The 26,844-nt window shown below is 69.2% G+C and carries 14 protein-coding genes and 3 pseudogenes; 12 read left to right on the top strand and 5 right to left on the bottom strand.

Annotated elements, in window-relative coordinates; all coding sequences use genetic code 11:
• Positions 1 to 330: 330 nt before the first annotated feature.
• Positions 331 to 447 (bottom strand): annotated as a pseudogene (locus tag GA0115233_RS42470) (hypothetical protein); the annotation flags it as partial.
• 182 nt (positions 448 to 629) lie between these two features.
• Between GA0115233_RS42470 and GA0115233_RS42465 the strand changes: the two are divergent.
• The 8 genes and pseudogenes from GA0115233_RS42465 to GA0115233_RS33990 form a co-directional block, all read left to right on the top strand.
• Positions 630 to 1,892 (top strand): annotated as a pseudogene (locus GA0115233_RS42465) (DEAD/DEAH box helicase); the annotation flags it as partial.
• Positions 1,893 to 2,274: 382 nt separating this feature from the next.
• Complete coding sequence (locus GA0115233_RS34015) at positions 2,275 to 4,071, top strand: helicase-related protein (protein ID WP_093724195.1); 1,797 nt, start codon at positions 2,275 to 2,277, stop codon at positions 4,069 to 4,071.
• A gap of 449 nt (positions 4,072 to 4,520) precedes the next feature.
• On the top strand, positions 4,521 to 4,913 hold the full coding sequence (locus tag GA0115233_RS34010; protein WP_093724194.1) for a hypothetical protein: 393 nt from the start codon (positions 4,521 to 4,523) through the stop codon (positions 4,911 to 4,913).
• Positions 4,914 to 4,918: 5 nt separating this feature from the next.
• Positions 4,919 to 5,587 carry a nucleotidyl transferase AbiEii/AbiGii toxin family protein gene (locus tag GA0115233_RS34005; RefSeq protein ID WP_176712039.1) on the top strand — a complete coding sequence of 223 codons (669 nt, stop codon included), beginning with the start codon at positions 4,919 to 4,921 and terminating at the stop codon, positions 5,585 to 5,587.
• A 217-nt stretch (positions 5,588 to 5,804) separates the two neighbouring features.
• Positions 5,805 to 12,164: a protein kinase domain-containing protein gene (locus GA0115233_RS34000; RefSeq protein WP_093724192.1), complete on the top strand. Its 6,360-nt coding sequence runs from the start codon at positions 5,805 to 5,807 to the stop codon at positions 12,162 to 12,164.
• A gap of 41 nt (positions 12,165 to 12,205) precedes the next feature.
• Positions 12,206 to 15,154, top strand: coding sequence for a DEAD/DEAH box helicase (locus tag GA0115233_RS33995; protein ID WP_093724191.1), 2,949 nt, complete (start codon positions 12,206 to 12,208; stop codon positions 15,152 to 15,154).
• A complete protein-coding gene (locus GA0115233_RS42460; protein WP_369691391.1) occupies positions 15,154 to 15,945 on the top strand; it encodes a hypothetical protein in 792 nt (263 codons plus the stop codon). Before GA0115233_RS33995 ends, GA0115233_RS42460 begins: the two co-directional genes overlap by 1 nt.
• Positions 15,930 to 19,301 (top strand): Eco57I restriction-modification methylase domain-containing protein, encoded by a 3,372-nt coding sequence (locus GA0115233_RS33990; RefSeq protein ID WP_369691390.1) that lies wholly within the window; start codon positions 15,930 to 15,932, stop codon positions 19,299 to 19,301. The genes GA0115233_RS42460 and GA0115233_RS33990 overlap by 16 nt, the downstream gene beginning before the upstream one ends.
• A 385-nt stretch (positions 19,302 to 19,686) precedes the next feature.
• On the opposite strand, the gene GA0115233_RS33980 is transcribed toward GA0115233_RS33990, so the two are convergent.
• Both GA0115233_RS33980 and GA0115233_RS33975 read right to left on the bottom strand, forming a co-directional pair.
• Positions 19,687 to 19,884, bottom strand: a complete 198-nt coding sequence (locus tag GA0115233_RS33980; RefSeq protein ID WP_093724189.1) for a DUF397 domain-containing protein — start codon at positions 19,882 to 19,884, stop codon at positions 19,687 to 19,689.
• A complete protein-coding gene (locus tag GA0115233_RS33975) occupies positions 19,881 to 20,765 on the bottom strand; it encodes a helix-turn-helix domain-containing protein (protein WP_093724188.1) in 885 nt (294 codons plus the stop codon). Before GA0115233_RS33975 ends, GA0115233_RS33980 begins: the two co-directional genes overlap by 4 nt.
• A gap of 168 nt (positions 20,766 to 20,933) precedes the next feature.
• Here GA0115233_RS33975 and GA0115233_RS33970 point away from each other — a divergent pair, with 168 nt between their 5' ends.
• Positions 20,934 to 21,455, top strand: a complete 522-nt coding sequence (locus GA0115233_RS33970; RefSeq protein WP_093724198.1) for an ATP-binding protein — start codon at positions 20,934 to 20,936, stop codon at positions 21,453 to 21,455.
• Here GA0115233_RS33970 and GA0115233_RS40770 read toward each other — a convergent pair.
• Complete coding sequence (locus tag GA0115233_RS40770; protein ID WP_141689611.1) at positions 21,452 to 21,814, bottom strand: hypothetical protein; 363 nt, start codon at positions 21,812 to 21,814, stop codon at positions 21,452 to 21,454. The genes GA0115233_RS33970 and GA0115233_RS40770 overlap by 4 nt on opposite strands.
• Between GA0115233_RS40770 and GA0115233_RS42030 the strand changes: the two genes are divergently transcribed.
• On the top strand, positions 21,807 to 23,252 hold the full coding sequence (locus GA0115233_RS42030; protein WP_255310448.1) for a NucA/NucB deoxyribonuclease domain-containing protein: 1,446 nt from the start codon (positions 21,807 to 21,809) through the stop codon (positions 23,250 to 23,252). The genes GA0115233_RS40770 and GA0115233_RS42030 overlap by 8 nt on opposite strands.
• Before the next feature lie 59 nt (positions 23,253 to 23,311).
• Here the strand turns inward: GA0115233_RS42030 and GA0115233_RS33960 are convergent, their stop codons facing one another.
• On the bottom strand, positions 23,312 to 23,779 hold the full coding sequence (locus tag GA0115233_RS33960) for a hypothetical protein (protein WP_093724187.1): 468 nt from the start codon (positions 23,777 to 23,779) through the stop codon (positions 23,312 to 23,314).
• A 201-nt stretch (positions 23,780 to 23,980) separates the two neighbouring features.
• On the opposite strand from GA0115233_RS33960, the pseudogene GA0115233_RS33955 reads away from it, so the two are divergent.
• Positions 23,981 to 25,249 (top strand): annotated as a pseudogene (locus GA0115233_RS33955) (IS701 family transposase).
• 986 nt (positions 25,250 to 26,235) lie between these two features.
• On the top strand, positions 26,236 to 26,844 hold the full coding sequence (locus GA0115233_RS40765; RefSeq protein WP_141689609.1) for a DUF6461 domain-containing protein: 609 nt from the start codon (positions 26,236 to 26,238) through the stop codon (positions 26,842 to 26,844).

Below are 26,844 nucleotides of genomic sequence, written 5' to 3'. Positions count from 1 at the left end.
AAGCAGACCCCGAACCAGGCCGTACAAGGCACGGACGTACTCGCCTTCCGCTTCCGCCAGACGCCGCCGGTGATCGCCGTGCCCGAGGTGAAGACCCGCGCCACACGCAAACGGGACCTGGGGAAGGAGGCGTACGACAGCCTGGAGAAGGTCCTCGTCCGCCTGGACGAGAGCATTCATTTCGCGATGGTTCGCTGCGCCGAGCGCGACCACCAGTTCCTGGTACGCCATCTCGCCAGCCTGCTGCGCCGCCCCAAGGAACGCGTGGTGGAGCGGCACATGGTCTTTGTACACGATGCCCAGGCATGGAAGGACGACGTCGTCGACCTCCTAGCGGGCATGGTGACCCAGCCCACCGAACTGACGGTCGTCAAGATCCGCGGACTGCAGGCGTTCGTCGCCCGAGTCTTCGAAGCCGCCGAAACCGGCGCCGGCCCCCGCCGTACCGAGACCAGCGAGGACACCGCGGCGTGAAGGACTACAACGGCACCCTCCACCGGCTCGGCGAGGAAGTCCTCACCGACGGCGACGCCGCCCCGGGTCTGCGCGCCCAGCTGCGCTCGCACGTCCTGGGCGACCAGATCAGCCTCGAAGGCGCCCCCGTCGCCTACACCTACGACCTCGACGGCATGCGCAACGGCCTGACCCTCGCCCGGCTGGGACAGCTCACCCGCACCCCACGCGAACGCCGCGCCGATGCCGGCCCGCTGACCGAGATCGCCGAGGCGTACGCCGACCTCGCCGAGAGGTACGAGGCCGCGCACCCACGGCGAGTGGAGCTGCTGGCGATCGCCGCGACGATGTGGAGTCTGGCTGGCTACCAGGCCAACGCCGCCACCCTCGCCGTCGCCTTCACCCGCGAGGCACGGTCGCTGTTCGCCCTCGGCGAGCTCGAGGTCTTCGAGACGCCGACCACGGCCGCTCCGTACCGGATCGCCGAACTGACCGGAGCAGTCTTGCGCCGTGACCTCGACGAGGTCTCGCGCCTGGGCCAGCAGACCGCCGACGACCTTCGTGTCCTGGGCCAGCGGCTCCTGGGGGAAACCGCCGAGGGGCGGGCCGATGTGGCGGACGCCGCCGTGCTCGCCGCCTACGGCCTCGCCGGACGGGCCGCACGCAACCTCGCCACTCTGTGGCGTACCGGCAACCGGTCCGCCGGCCACGCGGCCGTCGCCGACCTGCGCAAGGCCGCCTCCATCCTGCTGGACGCCTCGGTGGCCGACACCTGGACCCTGATCGACTCCCTCGCCCACGTCGCCGAGGACATCGTCGCCACCTCGCCCTGGCTGCTGCTGCGCCGCGCGGCCACCTGGGGCCGCCTGTGGGAGCACTACCTCAAGGCCCTGATCGTCGCCGAGCGGCCCGTCATCCAGGTGTGGCCCTCCCAACGCGCCGCCCTGGACGCCGGCCTGGTCGACGCCGCCGCGCGGAACATGGCGGTGACCATGCCCACCTCGGCGGGCAAGACCCACATCGCCGAGTGGGCCATCCTCCACGCCCTCGCCCCCCGGCCCGGCGACGAGAACCGCTGGTGGCTCGTCTCCCGGCTCGCCGTCTACGTCGTCCCCACCCGCGCCCTCGCCGCCCAGGTCGAGCGACACCTGGCCGAGAGCCTCGAACTGCTCGGCCTGAGGGTCTCCTCCCTCTTCGGCGGCGCCGAGCACGTCCGCTACGAGATGCAGCTCCTGGACTTCACCGACGTCCTCGTCGTCACCAGCGAAAAACTCGACCTGCTGCTGCGCAACATGCCCGAACTGGCGGCACGCCTCGCCCTGGTCCTCGTTGACGAGGGCCACGCCATCGACCGCTCCGAGCGCGGACTGCGCCTGGAGATGCTGCTGACTCGTATCCGCCGCACCGCCCCGGCCGCCCGCCTCCTCCTGCTCTCCGCCGTCCTGCCCAACGGCGAGGACCTCGCCCGCTGGCTCGAACCCGCCGCCAACGCCACCAACCTCGCCAGCATCAACTGGTCGCCCTCGCGCCTGAGGATGGGGGGTCTTCTCCTGGCGCGGCCGCGACGCCGACGGACAACAGGGCGCCATCGACTACGGCAACGGCGGCAACGGCGACTTCTTCCTCCCCCGCGTCCTGACCCGGCACAAGAAGCGCGTCAACCTCTTCCCCAGCGCGCCCAAGGACGTCGCCGCGGCCCTGGCCCTGCACTTCGACCGGCTCGGCCCCGTCCTCATCGCCCAGCCCACCAAGGTCAAGGCCCGCGCCGCCGCCAAGGCCCTGGGCGAGGCCCTGAAGAAGGAGGGCGCGCCGAAACTCGGCATGGCGGACGGATCCTTCAGCGCCGAGGTCGCCCGTCGGCGCCTGGAAGCCTCCGCCGAGATCGGCCGGCACATCGGCACCAGCCACGAGCTGGCCCTCATGGTCCTCAGTGGCTACGCCTACCACCACGCCGAGGTCCCCCAAGCCGTCCGCAACTGCCTCGAGCGCGCCTACCGCAACGGGGCGCTCCGGGTCTTGTGCGCGACCAGCACCCTGTCCCAGGGCATGAACCTGCCCACCAAGACCGTCCTCGTCCCGGACACCTGGCGCGGCCAGGGCGAGCGGGTCAGCGTCCGCGACTTCTGGAACACCGCCGGGCGGGCCGGCCGCGCAGGCCAGGAGACCGAAGGCCACGTCGTGCTGATCGCCAAGGACTCCAGCGCCGCCCAGGAACTGCGACGCCACTATCTGGACCGGGACAGGATCGAACCGGTCGTCTCCACGCTCGCCTCGCTCTACTACGAGCTGATCACCGCCCGCCTCGGCCACCGGCCGGGCACCGGCGAGGATCTCACGGCGCTGGACCTGGCCGACCCCGCCGGCGGACAACTGGCCGAGTGGGCCGCGGGACTGGACATCCAGCTCCTGGCCCTGCTCGCCGAGGAGGTCGTCGACACTCCCGACCAGCACCTCCTCGAGCAGGCCGCCCAAGCACTCCTCGGCGACACCCTCGCCGGACACCAACTCGGCGCCCAGGACTGGTCCTTGGCCCCGCTGGCCCGCTTCTCCGCCCGCCGCGTCGCCGCCATCGCCCAGCGACTGCCCGACCGGCCCGCACGCGCCGCGATCGTCCGCTCCGGCCTCAGCGTCCAGGGCGGCACCGACGCACTCGCCGCCGCCGAGCAGATCCAGACCGTCCTCGACGTACGACCCGAACTGCTCACCGCCGAGCACTGGCCCCACCTGCAGCGCCTCATCCTGACCTTCGCCGCGGACGTGCACGAAGTCCAGCGCGGCATCCGCCAGAAGAAGGTCGCCGCTCCCGCGCTCGTCCCCCTAGCCACCGACTGGATCGCCGGCCTCCCGGCGGCCGAACTCCACCAGAGGCACCACGGCAACCTGCTCACCCCCGACATCACTGCGACGACCAGCGCGATCGACAAGATCATCGTCCAGGACCTCGCCTGGGTCGTCTCCGCGCTGCTCCAGATCCTCGAACTCCGGCGCGGCGTCCCCGCCGAGGGCCACCTGGCCGCACTCCCCGCCATGATCAAATACGGGGTCGGCAGCCCCGCCGCCTGCTACGCCTCCAGCATCGGCATCCACGACCGCGCCACCGCGACCACTCTCGCCGCCAACTGCCCCTATCCGGAGCCGACCTTCCGCCAGTTCCTCGACTGGCTCAGCCAGCTCACCACCGACGAGATCACCACGCTCACCGACCCCGACACCGCCCGCCTCCTCATCCGCAGCACCGAACGCCGAAGCCCTCGCGCCACCCAGGCCGCGATCCTCAGCGGCACCGGGACCTTCACCTGCCCCCTGCGCGGCGTCCGCCACAGCGGCAACGACGCCCACCTCGCGCAGCTGCCGGCAGGCACCCCCCTCGACCTCGTCCGCGACCCCGGCAACGAGGCCGACCCGAACGCCATCCAGGTCCAGCACCAAGGGGTCTTCCTCGGATGGATCGCCCGGGAGATCGCCCGCCCGCTCGCCCTCGCTCTCGACGAGGACCCCACACCCCACATCTACACGCAGCTCGCCATCGACGCCCGCTCGATCGCGCAGCAGTACGGCGCAGACCAGCTCCACAGCCACAACGCAGTCACCCTGACCATCATGCTCGCCCCAAGATGACCCTCCGGCCACCCGCGTAAGTTCGGGTCTGAGTGAAGACGAGTGCGGCAGCACTTGACTGCATGCGCGAGACCCCCGGCGTCGGGCCTCCGTCCCGCGTAACCGTCGCAAGTCCGGAGTACACGCGTCTGCACAGCCTATACAAGGCGGAAAGATCATCCCCTGGCGCTGGGAGTCTCCTGGGACTTTTCTGGGACTTTCGGCTGCATCAACAGGCAAGAGCGTGAAACAACCGAAAGGCCATTCCTGCAGGTCAGCGCCCACTAATCACCCATCGCCGCAGGCTACAAAGCTGGCTGGTCTCTTCCGGGACATCTGAGGGCTCTGGGAGAAACATCGCGATTCCCCTCCTGAGGCGCAGAGATGGGCGGCAGGAGGGGCATCGAGCGTCAAGGGCGAGAGTCTGCCTCCCAGGGTCCGCACCATCTCTCCGGCGCAATAATGGAGGCATGCCCTCCAGCCCACACGACCCTGCACCCACGCAGAAGCACCTCTCTGACGCGGATGCCGAGGACCTCGCTCGGTACCGGGAGAAGTTCCGGTGCCGGCTGCCGGAGTCGCTGGACGAGTTGCACGGACCGGTCGACGGTGTCGTGGAACTTCCGCTGCACATCGCCTGGTCCGGGATGACCTCGTACGACCTGGGCAAGCCGCGCCAGCGCATGGGGCTGTACCGCACCGTCCTGCACGAGGGCCTGCACGACGACCTGCCCCGCTACCTCAACCGGGATCTGCTCCTCGACCTGTGGCCGGTGCTGCGCACCCTCGTCGGTCGTACCGTGCGGACCGTGTGGGAAGACGCCTTCCCCCAGCTCGCCTCTCGCACCCGGGCGGCTGCGTGACGGACATGCCGGAGTTGCACACGCGGCTCCTGGCGGATGTGATCGCGCTCGGTTCCCCGTATCCGCTGGTTCTCACCGGTGGATACGCCGTGCGGGCGCACCGCCTTGTGAATCGCCCCAGCCAGGACCTCGACGTCGCCACCGAGAACCCGGCGCCCATGGCGGACATCGCCGCCACGCTCCGCGTCGGCCTGGAATCCCGCGGCTGGAAGGTGCAGTCGCTGGAGACCGCCCCGTTGTCCGCCCGTTTCACCGTGTCCGACCCGGCCACCGGGCAGGGATGCGAAGTCGACATCCTCAAGGAGATCTTCTGGCGGCCGGTTGCCCAGAGCCGGTACGGGCCCGTCCTCGCAGAGGAGGACGTGATCGGGACCAAGGTCCGCGCCCTCGCCGACCGCGGAGCGCCCCGCGACCTGATCGACGTGTTCGCAGCCTCCCGCCGCTGGACCAATGCCGAACTGGAGGAGTTCGGCCGCCGCCACGCCCGAGGCCGCTTCGAGCGCGAGGACCTGCAAGCGAACCTCACGGGCGCCGAGTGGACCGACGACGAGGCCTTCGCCGCCTACGGGCTCGATGACGCCACCATCACCGCTCTCCGCGCCTGGGCAGTGGAGTGGGCCGACGACCTCGCGGCGCGCCTCCTCGAAGAAGCCGATGATCCGGACATCGGCTGATCGCGTCCGGATGTGACGTCATATGGACGCGTGGCCGCGCTGAGCCACGCGCCCCAGACAGTACGGAGCGCCAGTCGACGGGTACCTCGCGCTCACCGCAGCCTACCTTGCCCGTTGACAACGTCAACAGGCTGGTGTGATGCTCGTCAACACACAAGGTGTACGCTCCCTACGGAAAGTACCCACCTTGGTGCGACGGGTGAAGCGGGAGGGGCCAGTGGGCCAGGAGACGGTCGGTGGACGGTTCCGGATCACGGGGATTCTGGGCCGCGGGAACATGGGCGAAGTACACCGGGCCCTGGACCTGGAGGCCGCTCCGGACTCGCCGCATCAGGAGGTCGCCGTCAAGACCGTGCTCCGGTCGCGTACCGGGGTCGCCGTCGACGCCTCCGGACCCAACAAGGAGGTTGACCGGTTTCGCCGGGAGGTGCGCATCATGCGCATGCTCTCCCAGGGGCACCCCAATCTCACCCTGTTGATCGACGGCGGTGTGGACGAGAGCGCGACCGGCAGCGGACTGCCGTATCTCGCCATGGAGTTGCTGGACGGCAATCCGCTCGCGGATCTCGTCGACGAAGAGCCCCAGTTGCCCGTTTCCTGGGTGGCCGCGATCGGCGCGCAGATCGCCTCGGGCCTCACCGCCGCGCACACGGCCGGGGTCGTCCATCGCGATCTGAAGCCGGCCAATGTGATGCTCACCCGCGACGGGACGCTGAAGATCCTCGACTTCGGCATGGGCTCCGTCGTCGACGACCCCGACCAGACGCGGTTGACCAGCACGGGTGTCAGCGTGGGCACGGCCCGGTACATGGCGCCCGAGCAGTTCCGCGCCGAGCGGGTCACCGCGTCCGCCGATCTGTACGCGCTCGGATGCATCCTGTACGAGCTGCTGATAGGGCGCCCGCCCTTCTCCGCCAGAACGCCCTACGAACTCTCCGAGCAGCACCAGCACGAGGACCCGCCCCGGCTCACCCTGGTCCGCCCCGACCTGCCCGCCGAACTCGTCCGGCTCGTGGAGCGGCTGCTGGAGAAGGAGGCCGACAACCGGCCCGACAACGCGGCCATGGTCCGCGAGGCGCTCATGCCCCTCGCGCTCGAACCGGACGACAGGGCCACGCTGCTGGCTCCGCACTGGCAGGCCATGGACCCGGTGGCCCGGCTGCGCGCCCTCCTGCCCGAACCGGCACCGGCCGCCCCGGCGCCCGTACCGCGCCGGGTGCCGCGGCTGCCCGAGTCCATGGACGTCTTCGGCATCCACGCCGATCTGATCCGCGAGTACGAGAACTTCACCAAGAGCTCGACGGTGATCCGCGATGCCCGGATCGACGGCTTCGTCTCGGACGATCTGCGGAACAAGTCGCAGTGGCCGGACCCGTGGCTGTCGCTCAACCCCTTCTTCGCCGACGGCGGCCAGGTCACCGACCTGGTCCGGGACGGGCTGCTGCACCCCAAGTGCGCGGAGATCTTCCAGGCCGGGAAGAAGGAGTCCTCACCGCGTCCCGACGGACGTCCGCTCACCTTCCATCTGCACCAGCGGCAGGCGATAGAGGCCGCGCAGGCCGGTGCCTCCTATGTGCTCACCACCGGTACCGGCTCCGGCAAGTCCCTGTCGTACATCGTCCCGATCGTCGACCACGTACTGAAGGAGCGCGAGGCGGCGGGGCCGAAGGCGGGCGGCCGGGTGCGGGCCATCGTCGTCTACCCGATGAACGCGCTCGCCAACTCCCAGCTCGGCGAGCTGGAGAAGTACCTGCGCCACGGTTTCGGCAAGGGCCGTGAGCCGGTCACCTTCGCCCGCTACACCGGTCAGGAGTCCCGCGAGGAGCGCGAGGAGCTGCGCAAGAACCCGCCGGACATCCTGCTCACCAACTACGTGATGCTGGAGCTGATGCTGACCCGGCCGGATGACCGCACCGGTCTGATCTCCAAGGCCGAGGGATTGCAGTTTCTCGTCTTCGACGAACTGCACACCTACCGCGGCCGGCAGGGCGCCGATGTGGCGTTCCTGATCCGCCGGGTGCGCGAGGCCTGCCGTGCCTCGGCGACCCTCCAGTGCATCGGCACCTCCGCCACGATGTCCACCGAGGGCTCCTGGGAGGACCAGCAGCGTGAGGTGGCCAGGGTGGCCGGGCGACTGTTCGGTACCACGGTCCTGCCGTACCGAGTGATCGGCGAGACCCTGGTCCGGGCGACCGAGGAGCCTCCCGAGTCCGTCCCCGCCGAGCGGCTGCGGGTGGCCGCGGCGCCCCGCTCGTACGAGGCACTCACCAAGGACCCGCTGGCCCGCTGGGTGGAGGCCCGGTTCGGGCTGGAGCACGAAGAGGGCACGGGCCGGTTGCGCCGCTGCGCCCCGTCCACCGTCGAGGCGGCGGCGGCCGAGCTGCACGAGCGGACCGGCGTTCCCGAGGAGACCGTGCGGGAAGCCATCCGCGCCACCCTGGAAGCGGGCGCGCAGGCCAAGCACCCGGTGACCGAACGCCCGCTGTTCGCCTTCCGGCTGCACCAGTTCCTCTCCAAGGGCGACACCGTCTACACCACCCTTCAGGACCCGCTGACCCGGCCGCTGACCCGCACCTACCAGCTGGAGCAGCCGGGCAGCGACGGCAAGCCGCTGTTCCCGCTGGCCTTCTGCCGCGAGTGCGGTCAGGAGTACCTCACCGTGTGGCGCACCGAGGAGCAGGGCGCGTTCCGCTACGAGCCGCGCCGCGACACCTCCGCCTCCGGTGGCCGTGCGGGCGAGGGCTATCTGTACGTGGGCATGCCGGGCGAGGACTACGAGTGGCCCGCGGACCCGCAGAAGGCCGTGGACGACCGGCGGCTGCCGGAGTCCTGGCTGGAGACGGACGCCCAGGGCCTGGCGGTGGTGAAGAAGTCCTACCGGCCACGGCTGCCCAAGCGGGTCGTCGTGGACCCCTACGGCAACGAGTCGGGCGAGGGGCTGGTCGCCGCGTTCGTCCCGGCGCCGTTCCTGTTCTGCGTGCACTGCCAGGTGTCCTACGAGCAGACGCGCGGCCGTGACTTCGCCAAGCTGGCCACGCTCGACCAGGAGGGGCGGTCCTCGGCCACCTCGCTGATCTCGGCGTCGATCGTGAAGTCGCTGCGCGCGGTCCCCGAGGAAAGCCTCAGCAAGGAAGCGCGCAAGCTGCTGACCTTCGTCGACAACCGGCAGGACGCCTCCCTCCAGGCCGGGCACTTCAACGACTTCGCGCAGGTGACCCAGTTGCGCGGTGCCCTGTACCGGGCCGCGCTCCAGGCGGGCGAGGAGGGGCTGCGCCACGACGACCTGGCCGAGGCGGTCACCGAGGTCATGGGTCTGGCCCCCCGCGACTACGCGGCCGGTACGGACCTGCCGCCGTCCATGGAACGGCGGGCGACGAAGGCCTTCCGCGACGTCGTCGGCTACCGCCTCTACCGCGACCTGGAGCGGGGCTGGCGCATCACCATGCCGAATCTGGAGCAGACGGGTCTGCTGCGGATCGACTACGAGGACCTGGACTGGGTCGCGGCCCGCGACGAGCGCTGGCAGGCCACGCACAGGGTGCTGCGGGAGGCCGACCCGGCGCTGCGCGAGGAGGTCGCCCGCACCCTGCTCGACTTCATGCGGCGGGCCCTCGCGATCGATGTGCAGTACTTCCGCGACGACTTCGACGTGCTCCAGCGGGCCAGCGAGGAGCGTCTGACCGGGCCGTGGGTGCTGGGCGACAGCGACCGCCCGGCCGTCGGCACGGCCTACCCGTACGGCTCCCGGCCCGGTATGGAGCGCACCGCGCTGTTCCTGTCGGCGCGCGGCAAGTTCGGCAAGTACCTCCAGCGGAACATGCCGGAGCTGCGCAATGACAAGGACAAGGGCAAGGGCAAGGCCACCCTGGACGACGTGCAGTGCGTCATCGAGGACCTGCTGAAGGTGCTGCGCGAGGCGGATCTGGTGCGGGAGGTGGACGCCACTCCGGAGTCCTCCGGTCCGGCCTTCCGGCGCCGGGCGTCCGAGAAGCGCACCGGCTACCGGGTGTCGGCGGCGGCGCTGATCTGGCGGGCCGGGGACGGCGAGCGCGGCGCGATCGACCCGCTGGCCCGCACCTACAGCAGCGGTGAGGGACCGCGCGTGAACCCCTTCTTCCGGGACCTGTACCGCACGGCCGCCGCCGAACTGGCGGGCCTGTACGCGCGCGAGCACACCGCGCAGGTCCCCCCGGAGGACCGGCTGGATCGGGAACGGGAGTTCCGCAGCGCCGAACTCCCCCTGCTGTACTGCTCGCCGACGATGGAGTTGGGCGTGGACATCTCCTCGCTCAACGCCGTCCTGATGCGCAATGTGCCGCCGACCCCGGCGAACTACGCCCAGCGTTCGGGCCGTGCGGGCCGTTCGGGACAGCCGGCGCTGGTCACGACGTACTGCGCGACCGGTAACAGCCACGACCAGTACTACTTCGGCAAGTCGAAGGACATGGTGGCCGGACAGGTGGCCCCGCCGCGCCTGGACCTCGCCAACGAGGACCTGGTCCGCTCCCACCTCCAGGGCATCTGGCTGGCGGAGACGGGGATGAAGCTGGGTTCGGCTATCCCCGAGGTCGTCGATGTCGCCTACGACCCCGACGGCGGTGACCGGCCCGACCCGCACATGCCGCTGCCGCTGCTGCCGGGCGTCCTCGGCGCGTCCCTCGACGAGGACGCCCGCAGACGCGCGACCGCCACCGCCCGCACCGTACTCGCGCCTCTGATCCCGGAGTTCGAGAAGACCACCTGGTGGTACGACGAGTGGATCGAGGACCGGATCCAGCAGGCGCCGCACGCCTTCGACCGGGCCTTCGACCGGTGGCGGGACCTGTTCCGGGCCGCGGTCATCGACCAGTACGAGCAGAACAAGCGCGTCGTCGACCACACCCTCTCCCCCGGCGAGCAGAGCCGGGCGCGTTCGCGGCGCCGGGAGGCGGAGACGCAGACGAACCTGCTGCTGAACCGGTCGGTGGACAGCAAGTCGGTGATGAGCGACTTCAACCCGTACCGGTATCTGGCCTCGGAGGGCTTCCTGCCGGGGTACAGCTTCCCGAGGCTGCCGCTGGCCGCGTACATCCCGCGCTCGGGCAACCGGCGCAACGCCGACGGCGACTACCTCCAGCGGCCCCGCTTCCTCGCGATCCGCGAGTTCGGCCCCGGCGCGCTGATCTACCACGAGGGCGCCCGCTACCAGGTGACCCGTGTGCAGTTGCCGCCGGACGCGTCGGGCGACCTGGCGACCGCGGAGGCCCGCCGCTGCGACGGCTGCGGCTACCACTACCCGGTCCGGGCGGGCACCGACCGGTGCACGATGTGCGGCGAGGAACTGCGTTCCAAGCGCACCGGCCTGCTGCATCTGCACACCGTGTACACGACCCCGCGCGAGCGGATCTCCTCGGACGAGGAGGAGCGCCGGCGGGCCGGTTTCCGGCTGGAGACGTCGTACGCCTTCCAGGATCACGGCGTCCGCAAGGGCCGGCTGACCTCGCACGTCACCGACGGCGACGGCACCCCCGTGCTGGACCTGGACTACGGCGACTCCGCCACCGTCCGGATCACCAACCTGGGCCGGGTGCGCGACAAGGAGGGCGAGCAGGACGGGTACTGGCTGGACCTGGGCGACGGCCGCTGGCTGAACGACCGGGCCGCCGCCGACGCCATCGAGGGCACCGGCATGCCGGTGGTCGACGAGGACGGCAACGAGAAGCGCCGCAAGGCGCGGGTGCTGCCGTTCGTGGAGGACCGCCGCAACATCCTGGTGGTCACCCTGGAGGAGCCGCTGCCCGAGCCGGAGGCGCTGTCGTTCCTGTACGCGCTGGAGCGGGGTATCGAGGCGGCGTTCGAGCTGGAGGACTCCGAGCTGACGGCGGAGCTGCTGCCGCCGGAGGAGCGCCCGCGCCGCCGCATCCTGTTCACGGAGGCCGCCGAGGGCGGCGCGGGGGTGCTGCGCCGGATCCAGCACGAGAAGGACGCCCTGGCCAAGGCCGCCCGCACCGCGCTGGAGATCTGCCACTTCGACCCGTCCAGCGGCGCCGACAAGCACGGTCCCGAGGGTGGCGAGGAGTGCGCCCGCGGCTGCTACGCATGTCTGCTGACGTACGCCAACCAGACGCACCACCGCCAGCTCAGCCGGCACGCCGCCAAGCCGCTGCTGGTGCGCCTGTCGCGGGCGCTGACCCGGCGGGAGGACCGCGGGGAGTCCCGCAGCGAGCAGTTCCGCAGGCTTTCTCCGGCCTCCGCGCCGGGGAACACGGCCGCGCCGACGCCGGTGGAGGCCGACCTGGCGGCGCTCGTGGCCGCGGGCGACCTGCCCGGCTGGCTGAAGGCCAAGGGCTACCGGCTGCCGGACGAGGCGAGCACCTTCGTCGACGCGGCCGCGGCCTGCCCGGACTATGTCTTCCGGCCGGAAGGCGCGAATCTCGCGGTGTTCGTCGACCGTCCGGGCCACGAGCCCGACTCCAGCCGCGACATCGAGGCGGGGTACCGCCTGGAGGAGTCCGGCTGGGATGTCCTGCGCTTCCCGACGGACGCGGACTGGGACGCCATCGTCGAGAACAATCCGACCTACTTCCGGCTGCGCTGACCGCCGCCCCCCGTTTCGACTCCGAGGAAACCGAGACACAGATGAGCCTCACGTACACAGCCGGCTCCCTGGTCGCCGCCCGTGGCCGGGAATGGGTGGTGCTGCCGGAGAGCGAGCCCGGCATGCTGGTGCTGCGCCCGCTGGGCGGGAGCGACGACGACATCGCGGCCGTCTTCCCGTCCTTCGAGGAGGTGCGCCCGGCCGAGTTCGCCCGGCCGAGCCCGGCCGACCTGGGCGACCAGCGGGCCGCGGGTCTGCTGCGCACGGCGCTGCGCATCGGGTTCCGTTCCGGCGCGGGCCCGTTCCGTTCGCTGGCGTCGATCGCGGTGGAGCCGCGCGCGTACCAGCTGGTGCCGCTGCTGATGGCGCTGCGGCAGCGCACGGTACGGCTGCTGATCTCCGACGACGTCGGTATCGGCAAGACCGTCGAGGCGGGCCTGATCGTCAAGGAGCTGCTGGCCCAGGGCGAGGCGACCCGGCTGGCGGTGCTGTGCTCCCCGGCGCTGGCCGAGCAGTGGCAGGCGGAGCTGCGGGAGAAGTTCGGCATCGACGCGGAGCTGGTGCTGGCGTCCACGGTGTCGCGTCTGGAGCGGGGCCTGGAGCTGGGCCAGTCCCTGTTCGACAAGCACCCGTTCACGATCATCTCGACGGACTTCATCAAGTCGACCCGCCACCGCGAGGACTTCGTACGGCACTGTCCCGACCTGGTGGTCGTGGACGAGGCCCACGCCTGTGTGGCCGCGGACGACCCGCAGGGTCGTACGTCGTCCGCGAACCAGCTCCGGTACGAGCTGCTGCGCCGCGTCTCCGTCGACGCGAACCGGCATCTGCTGCTGCTCACGGCGACACCGCACTCCGGCAAGGAGTCCGCGTTCCGCAACCTGCTGGGCCTGGTGCGGCCGGAGCTGGCGACGCTGGACCTGGAGACCCCGGCCGGACGTGCGAAGCTCGCCGAGCACTTCGTGGCCCGCAAGCGCGCCGACGTCCGCGACTACCTCACCAAGGAGGACGGCCTCGCCGACGACTCCCTCGCCGAGCGCACGGCCTTCCCCTCGGACCGCTGGACGAAGGACGAGCCGTACAAGCTGACGCCCGCCTACCGCGCCCTGCTGGACGACGCGATCGCCTACGCGCGCGACCGCGTCCAGGCCGCCGGTGAGCAGGGCAAGCGGGAGTCCCGGATCGCCTGGTGGTCGGTGATCGCGCTGCTGCGCTCGATGGTGTCCTCCCCCGCTGCCGCCGCCCAGACCCTGAAGACCCGCTCCGAGTCCGCCGCCGCCCGCACCGCGCAGGAGGCGGACGTACTGGGCGCCCCGGTGGCCGCGGACTCCGCCGAGAACGACCGCCTGGAGGGCATGGACGTCGCACCGGGCGCCGCCGAGTCCGAGCAGGCCAGTGCGCAGCTGCTGGAACTGGCGTCCCTGGCCGAGCAGTTGGCGGGCCCGGCCGAGGACGCCAAGCTCAAGGCGCTCACCCGGCACCTCAAGGCCCTGATCGCCGACGGCTACAACCCGATCGTCTTCTGCCGCTACATCCCCACCGCCGACTACCTCGCCGAGCAACTGGACGGCAAGCTCGGCAAGAAGACGAAGATCGCCGCCGTGACCGGCACGCTCTCCCCGCAGCAGCGTCTGGAGCGCATCGAGCAACTGGCCGCCGACTCCGCCGAGGAGGCCGGCGACCCGGCCGTGCGCCGCGTGCTGATCGCCACCGACTGTCTCTCCGAGGGCGTCAACCTCCAGCACCACTTCGACGCCGTCGTCCACTACGACCTCGCCTGGAACCCGACCCGCCACGACCAGCGGGAGGGCCGCGTCGACCGGTACGGCCAGAAGCGCGACCAGGTCCGGGTCATCACCATGTACGGCGAGGACAACGGCATCGACGGCAAGGTCCTGGAGGTGCTGTTCAAGAAGCACCGCCAGATCAAGAAGGACCTCGGCATCTCCGTCTCCGTCCCCGACGAGACCGCCTCCGGCGTCACCGACGCAGTGGTGGAGTGGCTGCTGCTGCACGGGCGGCAGGGCAGCCAGGAGAGCCTGTTCGAGATGGACGGCCACCAGGAGTCCTTCGACCGTATCGAGCGGGAGTGGAGTTCGGCCGCCGAGCGGGAGAAGACCTCCCGCTCCAAGTACGCCCAGCGTGCCATCCACCCGGAGGAGGTGGCCCGCGAGGTCACCGCCGTACGGGCCGCGCTCGGCGGTGCGCAGGAGGTACGGGAGTTCACGCTGGAGGCGCTGCGCGACCTGGACGCCCTCATCCGCGACCCGCGCGACGGCAGCGGCGACTTCACCGCCCAGCTCGGCGGCGCCCCGGCCGGTCTGCGCGACGCGCTCGCCGCCACGCTCGGCGGCCGGCTCGTCGAGGAGGACCGCGAGATTCCCTTCCGCACCTCCCCGGCCATCGCCCGCGGCGAGGCCGCCCTCGTCCGCACCGACCCGGCGATCGGCGCCGTCGCCTCCTACGTCCTGGACTCCGCGCTCGACGCCAACACCCCCGGCCCCCGCCCGGCCCGTCGCTGCGGGGTGATCACCACGGACGCGGTCGGCATCCGCACCACGCTGCTGCTGGTCCGCTACCGCTTCCACCTCACGCTGCCCTCCCGCACCGGCGAGCGGCAGGTGGTCGCGGAGGACGCCCGCCTGCTCGCCTACGAGGGTGTCCCCGCGCGCGCCCGCTGGCTCGACGAGGACGCGGCCACAGCGCTCCTCGCGGCCCGCGCCACCGCCAACACCCATGAGCAGCTGGCCCACAACCAGATCCGCCGCGACCTGGACGGCCTCGACGGCCTGTCCGGCCATCTCGCCGAGTACGGCACACAGCTCGCCGCCGACCTCGACGCCTCGCACCGCCGGGTGCGCAAGGCCAACGAGGAGATTGTCCGCGGCCTGAAGGTCGTCCCGCAGGAGCCCGCCGACGTCCTCGGCGTGTACGTGTACCTGCCGCCAGCCGCCCCCGCCGCCTCTACCGTGTCCGGAGCCGAAGCCTGATGTCCGCCGCCGCCACCCGTACCGCCCTGGCCTTCACCGCCGTCACCACGGTCGGCGGACTCCTCCCCGCCGACATGCTGCTGCGCATCGCCGAGGCCCGGAACCTGCCGGGTACCAAACCCGCCGACTACGGCCTGCCCGCGTCGGTCCCCGTGCGGGACGAGGCCGAGCGCGCGTGGGAGTACCTCAAGCCGCTGTGGCGCGAACTGCGCACCGCGCTGCCCTCGGACCCGGTCACGGGCGCGCCGTCCGCCGACCCGACGGGCCGCGCGGGCACCGACTGGCTCGCCCAGCTCTTCCGCAAGCTGGACTTCGGCGCGCTGGCGGAGGTCGGGGCGGCGGGTATCCCGGCCGACTCCGACCCGGAGAAGCGGTTCCCGGTGTCGCACCGGCACGGTCCGGCGCTGGTGCATCTGATCCCCTGGAACCAGGAGTTGGACAAGCGCCCGGCGGCCGGTCAGGTCCCGGCGCAGTCCATGCTCCAGGACTGCCTGAACCGCACCGAGGCCCACCTGTGGGCGGTGCTGACGAACGGTCGTCGGCTGCGGCTGCTGCGCGACTCGTCGTCCTTCTCCACGGCCGCGTACGTCGAGTTCGACCTGGAGGCGCTGTTCGACGGCGAGCTGTTCAGCGAGTTCGTACTGCTGTACAGCCTGCTGCACGCCTCCCGGTTCGCGGTGGCGGAGGGGCGGCGCCTTCGGGGTGCTGGCTGGAGAAGTGGCGTACGGAGGCCGTCACTTCGGGCGCGCGTGCCCTGGACCAACTCCGGCTCGGCGTGCAGAACGCGCTGACTGTTCTCGGTACGGGCTTCCTGCGGCACCCGGAGAACTCCCGGCTGCGGGAGGACGTGGACCCGAAGGCGCTGCGGGACTCGTTGCTGCGGCTCGTGTACCGGCTGCTGTTCGTCTTCGTCGCCGAGGACCGGGGGGCACTGCTCGATCCGAACGCCGGAGAACGGGAGCGGGAGGCGTACGAGCGGTACTTCTCCTCGGCGCGGTTGCGGGAGCGGGCGCGGCGGCGGCAGGGGACGGCTCATGGGGACCAGTACGAGGCGCTGCGGATCGTTCTTGACGCCCTGGGCACGGAGGGCGGACGGCGGGAGTTGGGGTTGCCCGGTCTGGGTGGCCTGTTCTCACGGAAGGACGCCGACGCGCCGCTGGACGGGCTCAAGCTGTCCAACGAGGCGCTGTTCACGGCCGTACGGCACCTCGCCCAGGTCCGCGACCCCGGCGCGCGGCGCTGGCGGCCCGTCGACTATCGGCACCTGGACGCCGAGGAGTTGGGCTCGGTCTACGAGTCCCTGCTGGAGCTGGAGCCCAAGCACTCGGCCACGGACCGCTCGTTCGAGCTGATCGAGGTGGCGGGCAACAGCCGTAAGACGACCGGTAGTTACTACACCCCGTCCTCCCTCATCGAGTGCCTGCTGGACACGACCCTCGACCCGGTCATCGACGACGCGGTCAAGCGGGGCGAGGAGCGGGCGGCGGAGGCCGGTCGTCCCGACCCGACGGACGACATCGTCGCCGAGCTGCTGTCTCTAACGGTGTGCGACCCGGCGTGTGGGTCGGGGCACTTCCTCGTCGCGTCGGCCCGGCGTATCGCGAAGCGGGTGGCGTCGGTACGCGAGCACACCCCCGAGCCGCCGCTCGACGCCATGCGGCACGCCCTGCACGAGGTCGTCGCGCGGTGCATCTACGGCGTTGACCTGAACCCGATGGCCGTGGACCTGGCCAAGGTGTCCTTGTGGCTGGAGGCCCTGGAACCCGGCAAGCCGCTGAGCTTCCTCGACGCGCACATCAGGCAGGGCAACGGGCTCATCGGCGCGACGCCGAAGCTGCTGGCGGACGGTGTGCCCGACGACGCCTTCAAGCCGATCGAGGGCGACGACAAGAAGTACGCAGCCGGACTCGTCAAGCGGAACAGGGCCCAGCGGGGCGGGCAGGACGAGCTGCTGTTCGACACGGACGGCTTGCCCAGCAACGAGCAGTACGCGGCGGAACTGGCCCGGATCATTGCGGCTCCGGCCGACTCCCTGGAGGAGGTGCGCAAGCAGGAGGAGGCGTATCGGGCGTACACGGAGTCGTCGGCGTACGTTCACGACCTGCACGCCGCCGACGCGTGGTGCGCGGCCTTCGTCTGGCCGAAGTATGAGGGTGCGCCGGAGGCACCTACGGATCAGGTGTTCCGGGCGCTGCGGGGGCGGGATCAGTCGGCGGTGCCGGATGCGACGCATGGGGAGATTCTTCGGCTGCGGGATCAGTACAGCTTCTTCCACTGGCATCTTGAGTTTCCGGAGGTGTTCTCGGTTCCGGAGTCGGGGGTCGGGGTGCAGGCTGGGACCGGGTGGGCCGGGGGGTTTGATGCGGTGGTGGGGAATCCGCCGTGGGAGCGGGTGAAGCTTCAGGAACAGGAGTTCTTCGCGCAGCGGGATCCGCGTATCGCTGCGGCAAAGAACGCGGCTGCCCGCAAGCGGCTTATCGCCGAGCTGCGGGATGATCGCGACGGTGCGCGCCTGTACGCAGAGTTTGGGGCCGCAAAGCGTCGATCGGAAGGCGAAAAGCACTTTCTGCGGGCCAGCGATCGGTTCCCGCTGACGGGACGCGGCGACATCAATACATACGCCGTTTTCACGGAGAGCGACCGCTCACTGACGGGGCCTCAGGGGCGGACGGGAGTGATCGTACCGACGGGGATCGCTACGGACGCAACAACGCAGTTCTTCTTCAAGGACCTCATCACCAAGGGACATCTGGTCGCGCTGTACGGCTTCGAAAACGAGGAGAAGGTCTTTCCTGGTGTCCATCACAGCGTGAACTTCGCTCTGTTCTGCATGGCGGGCTCCGGCTCTCCCGACGAGCCGATCTCCATCGCCTTCCGGGTCCGTCAGACCGAGCAAATTCGGGAGCGCTCCTACCCTCTGACGGGCCGCGACATCCAGCTCCTCAACCCGAACTCCGGCACGTGCCCGGTCTTCCAGAGCCGCCGGGACGCCGAGATCGCGCTGGGGATCTACCGCCGGGTGCCGGTGCTAGTCGACGAGACGAAGGCGGTAGGCGGGAATTCTTGGGGCATCGCGCTCATGCGTATGTTCCACATGTCGGACGACTCCCATCTGTTCCGCCCCTCCGCCCAGAACGCCGAGACGCTTGAAGACCTCGTCAAGACCGGCTGGGCCCTTGACGGCAACGTGCTCGCCCGCGGCAAGGAGCGTCTTCTCCCTCTGTACGAGGCGAAGATGCTGCATCACTACGACCACCGCTTCTCCACCTACGAGAACGCAACAGAGAAGCAGCTCGCCGTGGGCACCCTCCCGCGCTTCACCGTGGAGCAGCACCAGGACGCTGCCGCTGTGCCGCTGCCTCGTTACTGGGTGCCGGAGCAGGACGTTCCCACCGGGGAGGTCGACAAAAACGGCGAGCCGATCGTAGAGCTGAGCGTCCGCAGCCGTCTGACGGCCAGGGGGTGGGACCGGGAATGGGTCTTCGGCTGGCGGGACATCTGCCGGGCGAGCGACGAGCGGACGTTGATCAGCGCTCTTGCGCCTGCCCACAGCTTCGGCCACCCCTACCCCTTGGCCCTCCCTGCTTCGCCAGACCACGCTCCCCTGCTCTGCGCTGCCTGGTCATCCATGGTCTGCGACTACTGCGTCCGCCAGAAGATCGGCGGCACACACCTCACCTACGGCTACATCCAACAGATGCCTGTCCCTGCTCTTAACCAACTCGCCCCGCACGCAGCGTTCATCACCCCGCGCGTCCTCGAACTCGCCTACACCGCAACCGACATGACCCCCTTCGCCCGCGACCTCGGTGACTCCGCAGCCCCCTTCCGCTGGGACCCCGACCGCCGTGCCATCATTCGCGCCGAGTTGGACTCCTACTTCTTCCACCTCTACGGCATCACCCGCGACGACACCGCCTACATCCTGGACACCTTCAACGTCACCCGCGACAACGACATGAAGGCGCACGGCGAGTACCGCACCAAGAACCTGATCCTCGCCGAGTACGACCGCATGGCCACCGCCGGCCTCACCCTGGAGAACCCGCTCACCGAGGGCGAGTCCGGCACGTACCGCTCAACGCTCACCCCACCCCCGGCCAGGGCCCGCGCCACAACTGACCCAGGCCGGTGCCGGCGTCGATAGATTGGGGCCCCCAAGTCGCAGGGTGGACCGAGGTGGCCATGCGCCGAAACGTCTTACTCGCCAGCGTTGTTGTCGGAGTTGGGATCGTCTGTCTGGCGATCCTGTCAGCGACGGAGAGCCAGGACGATCATGACGGGGATGGGCGAGGCGGTCTGTTCGTGGTGACCGACAGGCACGGAAACCCACTCTCGGCCACCCCTGGCACCGGCCAGGATCGCGAATCTCGGAAGCAGGAGGAGACGCCCGAACAGTTGCGGAAGCGGGTCGATTACCTCCGCAGCCTTGAGTCGGATCCGCCAAGCGACGGTCACTGATCGCCCGGAACTCTCGGCGGAAATGGCGGCTGCCGAGGTCGTCGTCAGACCTCGGCAGCCGCCGCGCTCGGCTACGCCGAGAACCCGGACACGAACCTCACGAAGGGCTCCCAGCCCTCACACCGCACAGCGAAGGGCGTGCGGGAGACATCCTTGGAATCCCGTACGTGCACAGCCTGTTCGGCGATCGCGATCTCCACGCAGCTGTCGCCCTGGCTGCCGCTGTAGCTGGACTTGAACCAGGCAAGTTCCGTCGTACCGCTGCTCATAGCTCTCCTCGCAGTCGCTCCAACAGGTCCCTGGAGTCCTTCGGGCTCAGGGCCTGCGAGCGCAGTGTTTCATAGCGCTGGCAGAGCACACTCACCTGTTTCGGGTCGGAGATGAGGCGGCCGTTTTCCTGCCCCTCGGAGTACGCGAGTCGCCGCCCCTGCGGCGTCTCCAGCACCTGCACCGGCCCATCCAGGCACGCGTGCAACCCCGCCTCCAGCGGCACCACTTGAAGCGTCACGTTCCGCGGCGCGGTCAGCTTCAGCACGTGATCGAACAGCCCCCGCATCGCCTCCGCATCCCCGAACCGCCGCCGGAACACATGCTCCTCGACGATGAAGCTGAACGGCACCGTCGGCCGCTCCAGCATCATCCGCTGCCGTTCCATCCGAGCCGCGAGTTGGGCCTCCAACTCCTCATCCGTCCGGAGCGGAATCGTGCCCTCGAACACCGCCCGCGCATACGCCTCCGACTGCAACAACCCCGGCACCAGCCTGCACTCGTACGTACACAGGCTCACCGCCTCCCGCTCCAGCCGGGCCCACCGCCGGAACCACGCCGCCAGCCCCGCCTCGCCCCGGCTGAGATGCCGTGCCGCCTTCCGCAGCGCGCCCGTGTTGCCGAGGGCGCCCTCCGCCCGTTCGACGAAGGCCTTGTCGGGCATCCGGCGGCCCAACTCCACCGACTCCACGGTGTGCTTGGAGTACTTGACGACGGCGGCCAGGTCGTTCCGGCTGAGCCCCGCGTGTTCGCGTAACGCCTGGACGACCGCGCCGAACGTGCGCAGGCTGTCCGACGGATGGGGTTCCCGTTCCCCCTCCCCCTGCGGTACCGCACGGGTGTCCGTACCCGTGATGGTCGCTTCCGCCTCGGCGATGTCCATGCGCCGCCCCTTTCTGCCACGCCTTGGCTCTCAGGCCCGTTGACCCCCGCGCACGCAACTCATCGTGAGCGCCGACCCCCGTACTATCCACTCCCCGTGCCCGTACGCTGACTCAGCGTACGGGGTTCAGGTCTCGTGTACGGGCGAATCGGCCGCCACGCTGGCCTCATGACGCAAACCGCTCCCCCGCAGCTCACCACCCCTCAAACCACCGTCCGCTCGCGCACCTTCAGCCAACTGTTCTCGGCGACGCGGCGCGGCGCCCGGCTTGCGCGGCTGCTCGGGGTGGGGCAGTTGTGCTCCTGGGACGTCCATCCGACGCTCACGGAGCGTGGCGAGGTCGTGATCGCCGAACTCGCCTCGAACGCCGTCCTGCACGGGCATGTGCGGGGCCGCTGCTTCCGGCTGACGCTCGTGCTGGACCCGGCGTCGAAGGTGTTGCGGGTGGAGGTCAGCGACGCCCGCGGGGACCTGTATCCGCAGATCGCGACCGGCACGGTGCAGGACGGCGCGGTACCGCAGGGTGGGCGGGGCCTGCTGCTCGTACAGGCCCTCGCCGACCACTGGGACTGCATCCCGTTCCCGCCGAGCGGCAAGACCGTACGGGCGGTGCTGTCGACGCCAGGGGGGTTAGTGCCGCCCGGCGGCCCGGAGCCGTCGGGAGCGGGGCGCGCGGTGACGAACGGCTAGAAGAGCTCCGGGAGTGCACCATGCCGGGCGCTTTCCAGGATCGTGCGCAGCCACGGCTTCGTACGGCGGGCAGCCAGCAGGCGACGTTGGTTCTCGTCTCGACGAACGACAAGACGGCCAGGTTTCGGGTCTTGCGGGGCCGGGCTGGAAGGAGAACCGGAGCGCCCCTGTTTCGGCCCGAGCAGAAGGCCCTGAGCCTGCGTCATCGCGCCAGGCAGCCGCAAAATCACGCCAACTGAAATGTCATTTTTAGGATAAATGACAATCAGATAATGGGTTTGTCGTGCCCCTGTGCTCTGATCGGTACGACCCTGCGTGGACACGCCAAACGTGGCGCGGTTACGCACTGTCTTGACCATCAACAGGGGGAACAACTTGAGATTGAGGGATCTCCTGGCCGCTGGCGCTGTGATATCGGGGCTGCTGGGCAGTTGCCTGAGCAGCGCTCAGGCGGCACCCGCGGTGTCGAGCGCGGCCAACTCAGACGACCTGCGGGTGGAGTCGTACGTACTCCCCGTAGGAGCTGCGAAGCCGTCACTGGAGGAACTGCAAAGCGGCCGGGGCGTGCAACGGCTGCAGGAACTGGCCCGGCAGGCGGAACCGGGGGTGGGTCTGGCTGCGGAGACGGTGGGCCCCGCAGCCTCTTACACACCGGTGTCGGACCGGGACTCCGGCACGGAGTTGCCTGCGCAGGATGAGCGGGCGGCGTCCGCCGAGCCGACTCCGACGGCTCCTGAGCCTGCACGGACGATGACATTCAACGAATGCAAGAAGGGCCTGGGCAGCGACAAGGCGTTCTTCATCAAGTCGCGGTTCGCGGTGTGCAACGGGGCGTCGTTCTTGCAAACCTGGGTGCGCAACAACCGGCCGGTCGGCGAGAGCATGTTCAACGTCCGGGTGGTCGGCACAATTGCCAAGAACAGCCGCACAATCGATTTCCGGTACTACTTCACCGACTTCGAAACGTCTGGTACAACCGGTGCGGCTGCGATGCCGATCACCACAAAGGGCAGCATCCCGAAGAGCTGGCCCGCAGGAGCGCGGTACACCCGTGGCGGCAACAAGCCGGGCACGAAGACGTTCGCGGAGCTGAAGGCGCTGCGCACGTTTCATGAGACGGTGACGGCCAAGCCGGGCCAGGGCAGTTCGGGCGCGACCGATCTGCTCTTCGCGGTTTACGAACCGGTCATCAGCTACAGTCCGCCGGCCGGTTGGACCTTGACCGGAGCCCTGGGCGGCAAGCTGTTCATGCTGGCTCCGCGCTGGGAGACGGCCACCTATCTGGCCAACTCCACAGGCGGGGGGAATCCGGAGAAGAAGGGCGCGGCCACGTTCAGCTACGTGCCGACGCTGACCCTGAGCGCCAAGGAGGGAGCCCTGGAACGCGCTGAGGCCCAGCACATCAGGCAGGCGTTCCTCAACCCGCAGGACACCAAGCCGTACATGTCGGCGAAGAAGGTCCCCGGCCAGACGGCCAAGGACCCGTTGCACCGGACTGTGAGCGCAAAACGCAACGAGGACAACCGCAAGGCCGCCGTCAAGCAGTGCAAACGCTACTGGGGGTCCAATTACACCAACGGCGGGAAGAAGGAATGCGACGAGTACCCGTTCGCGAGTACCTATGAAGGGGCCGCGGAACCGGACTACGACGCGGACGCGAAGAAGTTCAACTTCTCGGCTAAGCCGATCGCGAAGGATGACAACAAGGCAGGCGGCCTCATCCTGAAGAGTTTTTACGCCAAGAACCGTATCCTCGACGGAATGGACGACGGCTTCATCGTGAAGATCGTCGGCTAAGTGAGCGGCTGCGGTGACAGGGGATCCACCACGATTCCCCTGTCACCGCAGCCGCGTGTTCACGACCGCCGGGGCCAGAACTGTACGAGGTAGCGTTCTACGCCGTGACCGGTGCCTTCATCTTCCGACAGAGCCGCTGCGGCGGCCCGGCCCGTGCAGCTGACACGGACCCGCCACGGTCCACCCGAATCGGCCAGCCTGATGAGGTCGTTGGTACGACCGAGGGCCATCGACCAGACAGCCACCTCGCCGCTGGTTGATTTGAAGTCCGCTTCGGCCTGTTCATCCCAGTCAGCCGGATCCTGGTGAGGCGGCGGCCCGTCCCACACCTCCACAGCGACCGTCGCAGTGTGCGTATGACCGCCGCTCGTGATGTCCAGCCGCCCGGGATGGACGCCGAGAAAGGCATCGGAGTCGAAGTCATCCGGAAAGGGCACCGGCAGCCCGGCGTCATCGGACTCCTGCAGCCCGAATGCATGGAAAGCCACGTACACATCCACACTCTGCTGCCGGACAAGCTCCGCCATGAGCGTCCTCTCAACTCGCCTACTCGTTACCCGAAGATCCTAGTACTCCAGTGCGGTTTCGTGATCTTGGATCGGACTCACGTGAGAACTGGAACGGCCACCGCGTGATCATCAGGGGTTGTGTGGACTCATGACGATCTTGCGGTGGCCGCGGGTCACAGCATAGACGGCGCCCGATGGCTGGCGATGTTCGAGCAGGTCATGGCCCGGATCGCGGGCCGGTTCAGCCGAGTTGAACCCCGGGCTGCCGCCCGCGCCTACCTGCTCGGACTGCTGTCGCGTGCCGAGCGGAAGAACTGCTGGCAGCCGGCCGAACAGGCAGGATATGCGCGGCCGGGTCCGATGCAGCGGCTGCTGCGCTGTGCCCGCTGGGACGCCGACACCGTCCGCGACGACGTCCGCGCCTACGCCGTCGAACACCTCGGCGCCGAGGGCGCAGTGCTGATCGTGGACGAGACCGGCTTCGTGAAGAAGGGCCGGGCCTCGGCGGGCGTGCAGCGCCAGTACACCGGCACCGCCGGGCGCATCGAGAACTCCCAGGTCGGCGTCTTCCTCGCTTTCGCCACCAGCCGGGGACGGGCACTGATCGACCGGCGGCTCTACCTGCCCGAACAGTCCTGGTGCTCCGATCCCGGGCGCCGCCAGGCGGCCGGGATACCCGAGACGGTGCAGTTCGCGACCAAGCCCCGACTCGCCTGGGAGATGATCGCCGCCGCGCTGGACGCCGGGGTGGAGGCACAGTGGGTGACCGGCGACGAAGCCTACGGGCAGGACCCGCAGCTTCGTGCCTCCCTGGAAGCGCGCGGCACCGGCTACGTGATGGCCGTCGCCTGCTCCACCCGGGTACGGATCAACCACGGCCGCACCACCATGCGCGCGGACATCCTCGCCGCACGCCTGCCCACCACCGCCTGGCAGCGGCACAGCGCCGGAGCCGGTGCGAAAGGCCCGCGCTACTACGACTGAGCCTGGATCCACATCGGCAGCGACAACCACCGCCACCTGCTGGTCCGCCGCAATCGCACCACCGGCGAACTCGCCTTCCACCTGTGCTGGTCACCCACCACGGTCACCCTTGCGGAGCTGGTCCGCGTCGCCGGTGTCCGCTGGAGCGTCGAGGAGTGCTTCCAGGCCGCCAAGGGCCAGGTCGGACTCGACCACTACCAGGTCCGCAACTGGACCTCCTGGCACCGGCACATCACCCTCGCCATGCTCGCCCTGGCCTTCCTGACCGCCATCGCCGCCAGCTCGACACCCGAGCGACCCGCACAGTCGGCCCATCTCACCAGCGGTCGCCCCCCGCTCAAGCTGACCGTCCCGGAGATCCGACACCTACTTGCCGCCGTCTTCAACCCACCAGTCCTGTCAGCGGCCAAGCTGCTGCACTGGTCCGACTGGCGGCGAAAACACCAGGCGACAGCCCGCCGCAGCCACTACCGACGACGCTCCGGAGACGAACCGACTGGATAGATCACGAAACCGCACTGGAGTACTAGCGGGAGTGCTCCACGCCGGGCGCTTTCGCGGACAGTACGCAGCCAGGAGGCCGCGTACGGCGGGCAGCCGGACCAGGGTGCGCTCGAACACTCCCCCATCGGGCCGGAGCAATCGACTGAGGGATCTGCGGAGGCTGATCGTCGCCGAGAGGGGCATACCGGCGTAGGTGACCCGTCACGGTTTCGGGCGGCAAGTGTGGCTCAGGGCTGATAATCACCACATGCCCAGCGGCAAAGGCACCCGGCATGCCCTGGTCACGGGGCCGGCCGGGGCCCAGATCACAATCGCATGGGCAAGTGGGAGGCGCGAACGCCGGAACTGCCCCAACCCAGCACCCCCGCACCTGCTCCGACCGCAAGGGCGACGTGCCCCCACCACAAGTGGGCCAGGACCAGCAGAGCCTGCCGGTCCGCCGGGAGCAGACGCCACCGCGTTCCGAGTTCACGGCGCCGGGCAGTCAGCAGACGGGACAGAAAACGAAGGGCCGAGATGGACAGATCCAGCCCCCGATGGGTAGTCAAGCGCATGAAGCTCCAGGCGGACAGGTTGATCTTGGTTGACAACTCATCTGCCAGGAGCTTCACCACTTCCCGCACGCGTCCCCACGCCAACTCACGCAACCCAGCCAGGTTGGCGCAAAGACACACTGTCGAGGCTGCCGCAGTCGGCTACGCCGTGCTCGTCGGTTCCATTCCTGAGATACAACGAGTATCGTCATCCACTTGATCAGTCAAAAGGCGGGTTGAATGCGGCAGCATAGGGAGTCAACAGGACTCCTGGACCGGCAGTTTGAGACTTCGAATGCGTCACCCAACGCACGGAAACTTCGTTCAGGGCCAGCACCGAGGTAGGTCATCCCCCCGATCGGTACTCAGTCCGAAATGATCAGTGCACTGAATCCAAATTTTGTCACGGCCGTGTCGTGAAGTCTGCCACGACCGGGCAAGCATGGAGGGAAAATGAGTGACGGCGTGAATTGGCTTCTCGATTCTTACAGTGAAGGTTTCTGTGTCGCCTTCTGCGAAGGAGTGACTCAGGAAGAATTCATCCGCAGAATAGGGGGTGATCCGGCGCATACTCTCATGCTAACGAGGGCGCAAGCTGAAGCCATCAACCTCGCTGGCCGGTATCCCGAGATGAGCGACTTGGAATACTATGATCTCGACGACGACGAGTTGAGGGAGAGCGGTTTCATGGAGCCCGGGGCAGAAATAGTTCGCACGGGACGTATCAGTGAATGGGCGTTCGCTATCCAGTCATTCGGGGCGTTCCTATCGGAATCTCAAATTGCGCGGCAAGGTTCCCATGGCACTAGATACGTCTCGTTCGGACGCACGGTGAACATGGCCGCGTGGGTTCAGTATGCCATCGATGGCGAGTTGATGAACTCGTTCGACCCATTGCACCCACCCCGAGGGCGATCTCTCGCAGGACTTCAAATCAACGAACTAGGAAATTCCGACGATCCGGCCTCCGCTGTCTTGGCGCATCTGGAGGAACGATTTCACATTGCTATACCGATAGATGCGGACGAGCAATCTCTATTGACAATATCCCTCAGACGGTAG

The organism is Streptomyces sp. DI166 (genome assembly GCF_900091315.1).
GTDB classification, from domain to species: Bacteria; Actinomycetota; Actinomycetes; order Streptomycetales; family Streptomycetaceae; genus Streptomyces; species Streptomyces fuscus.
This window is presented reverse-complemented; position numbering and strand designations above follow the sequence as displayed.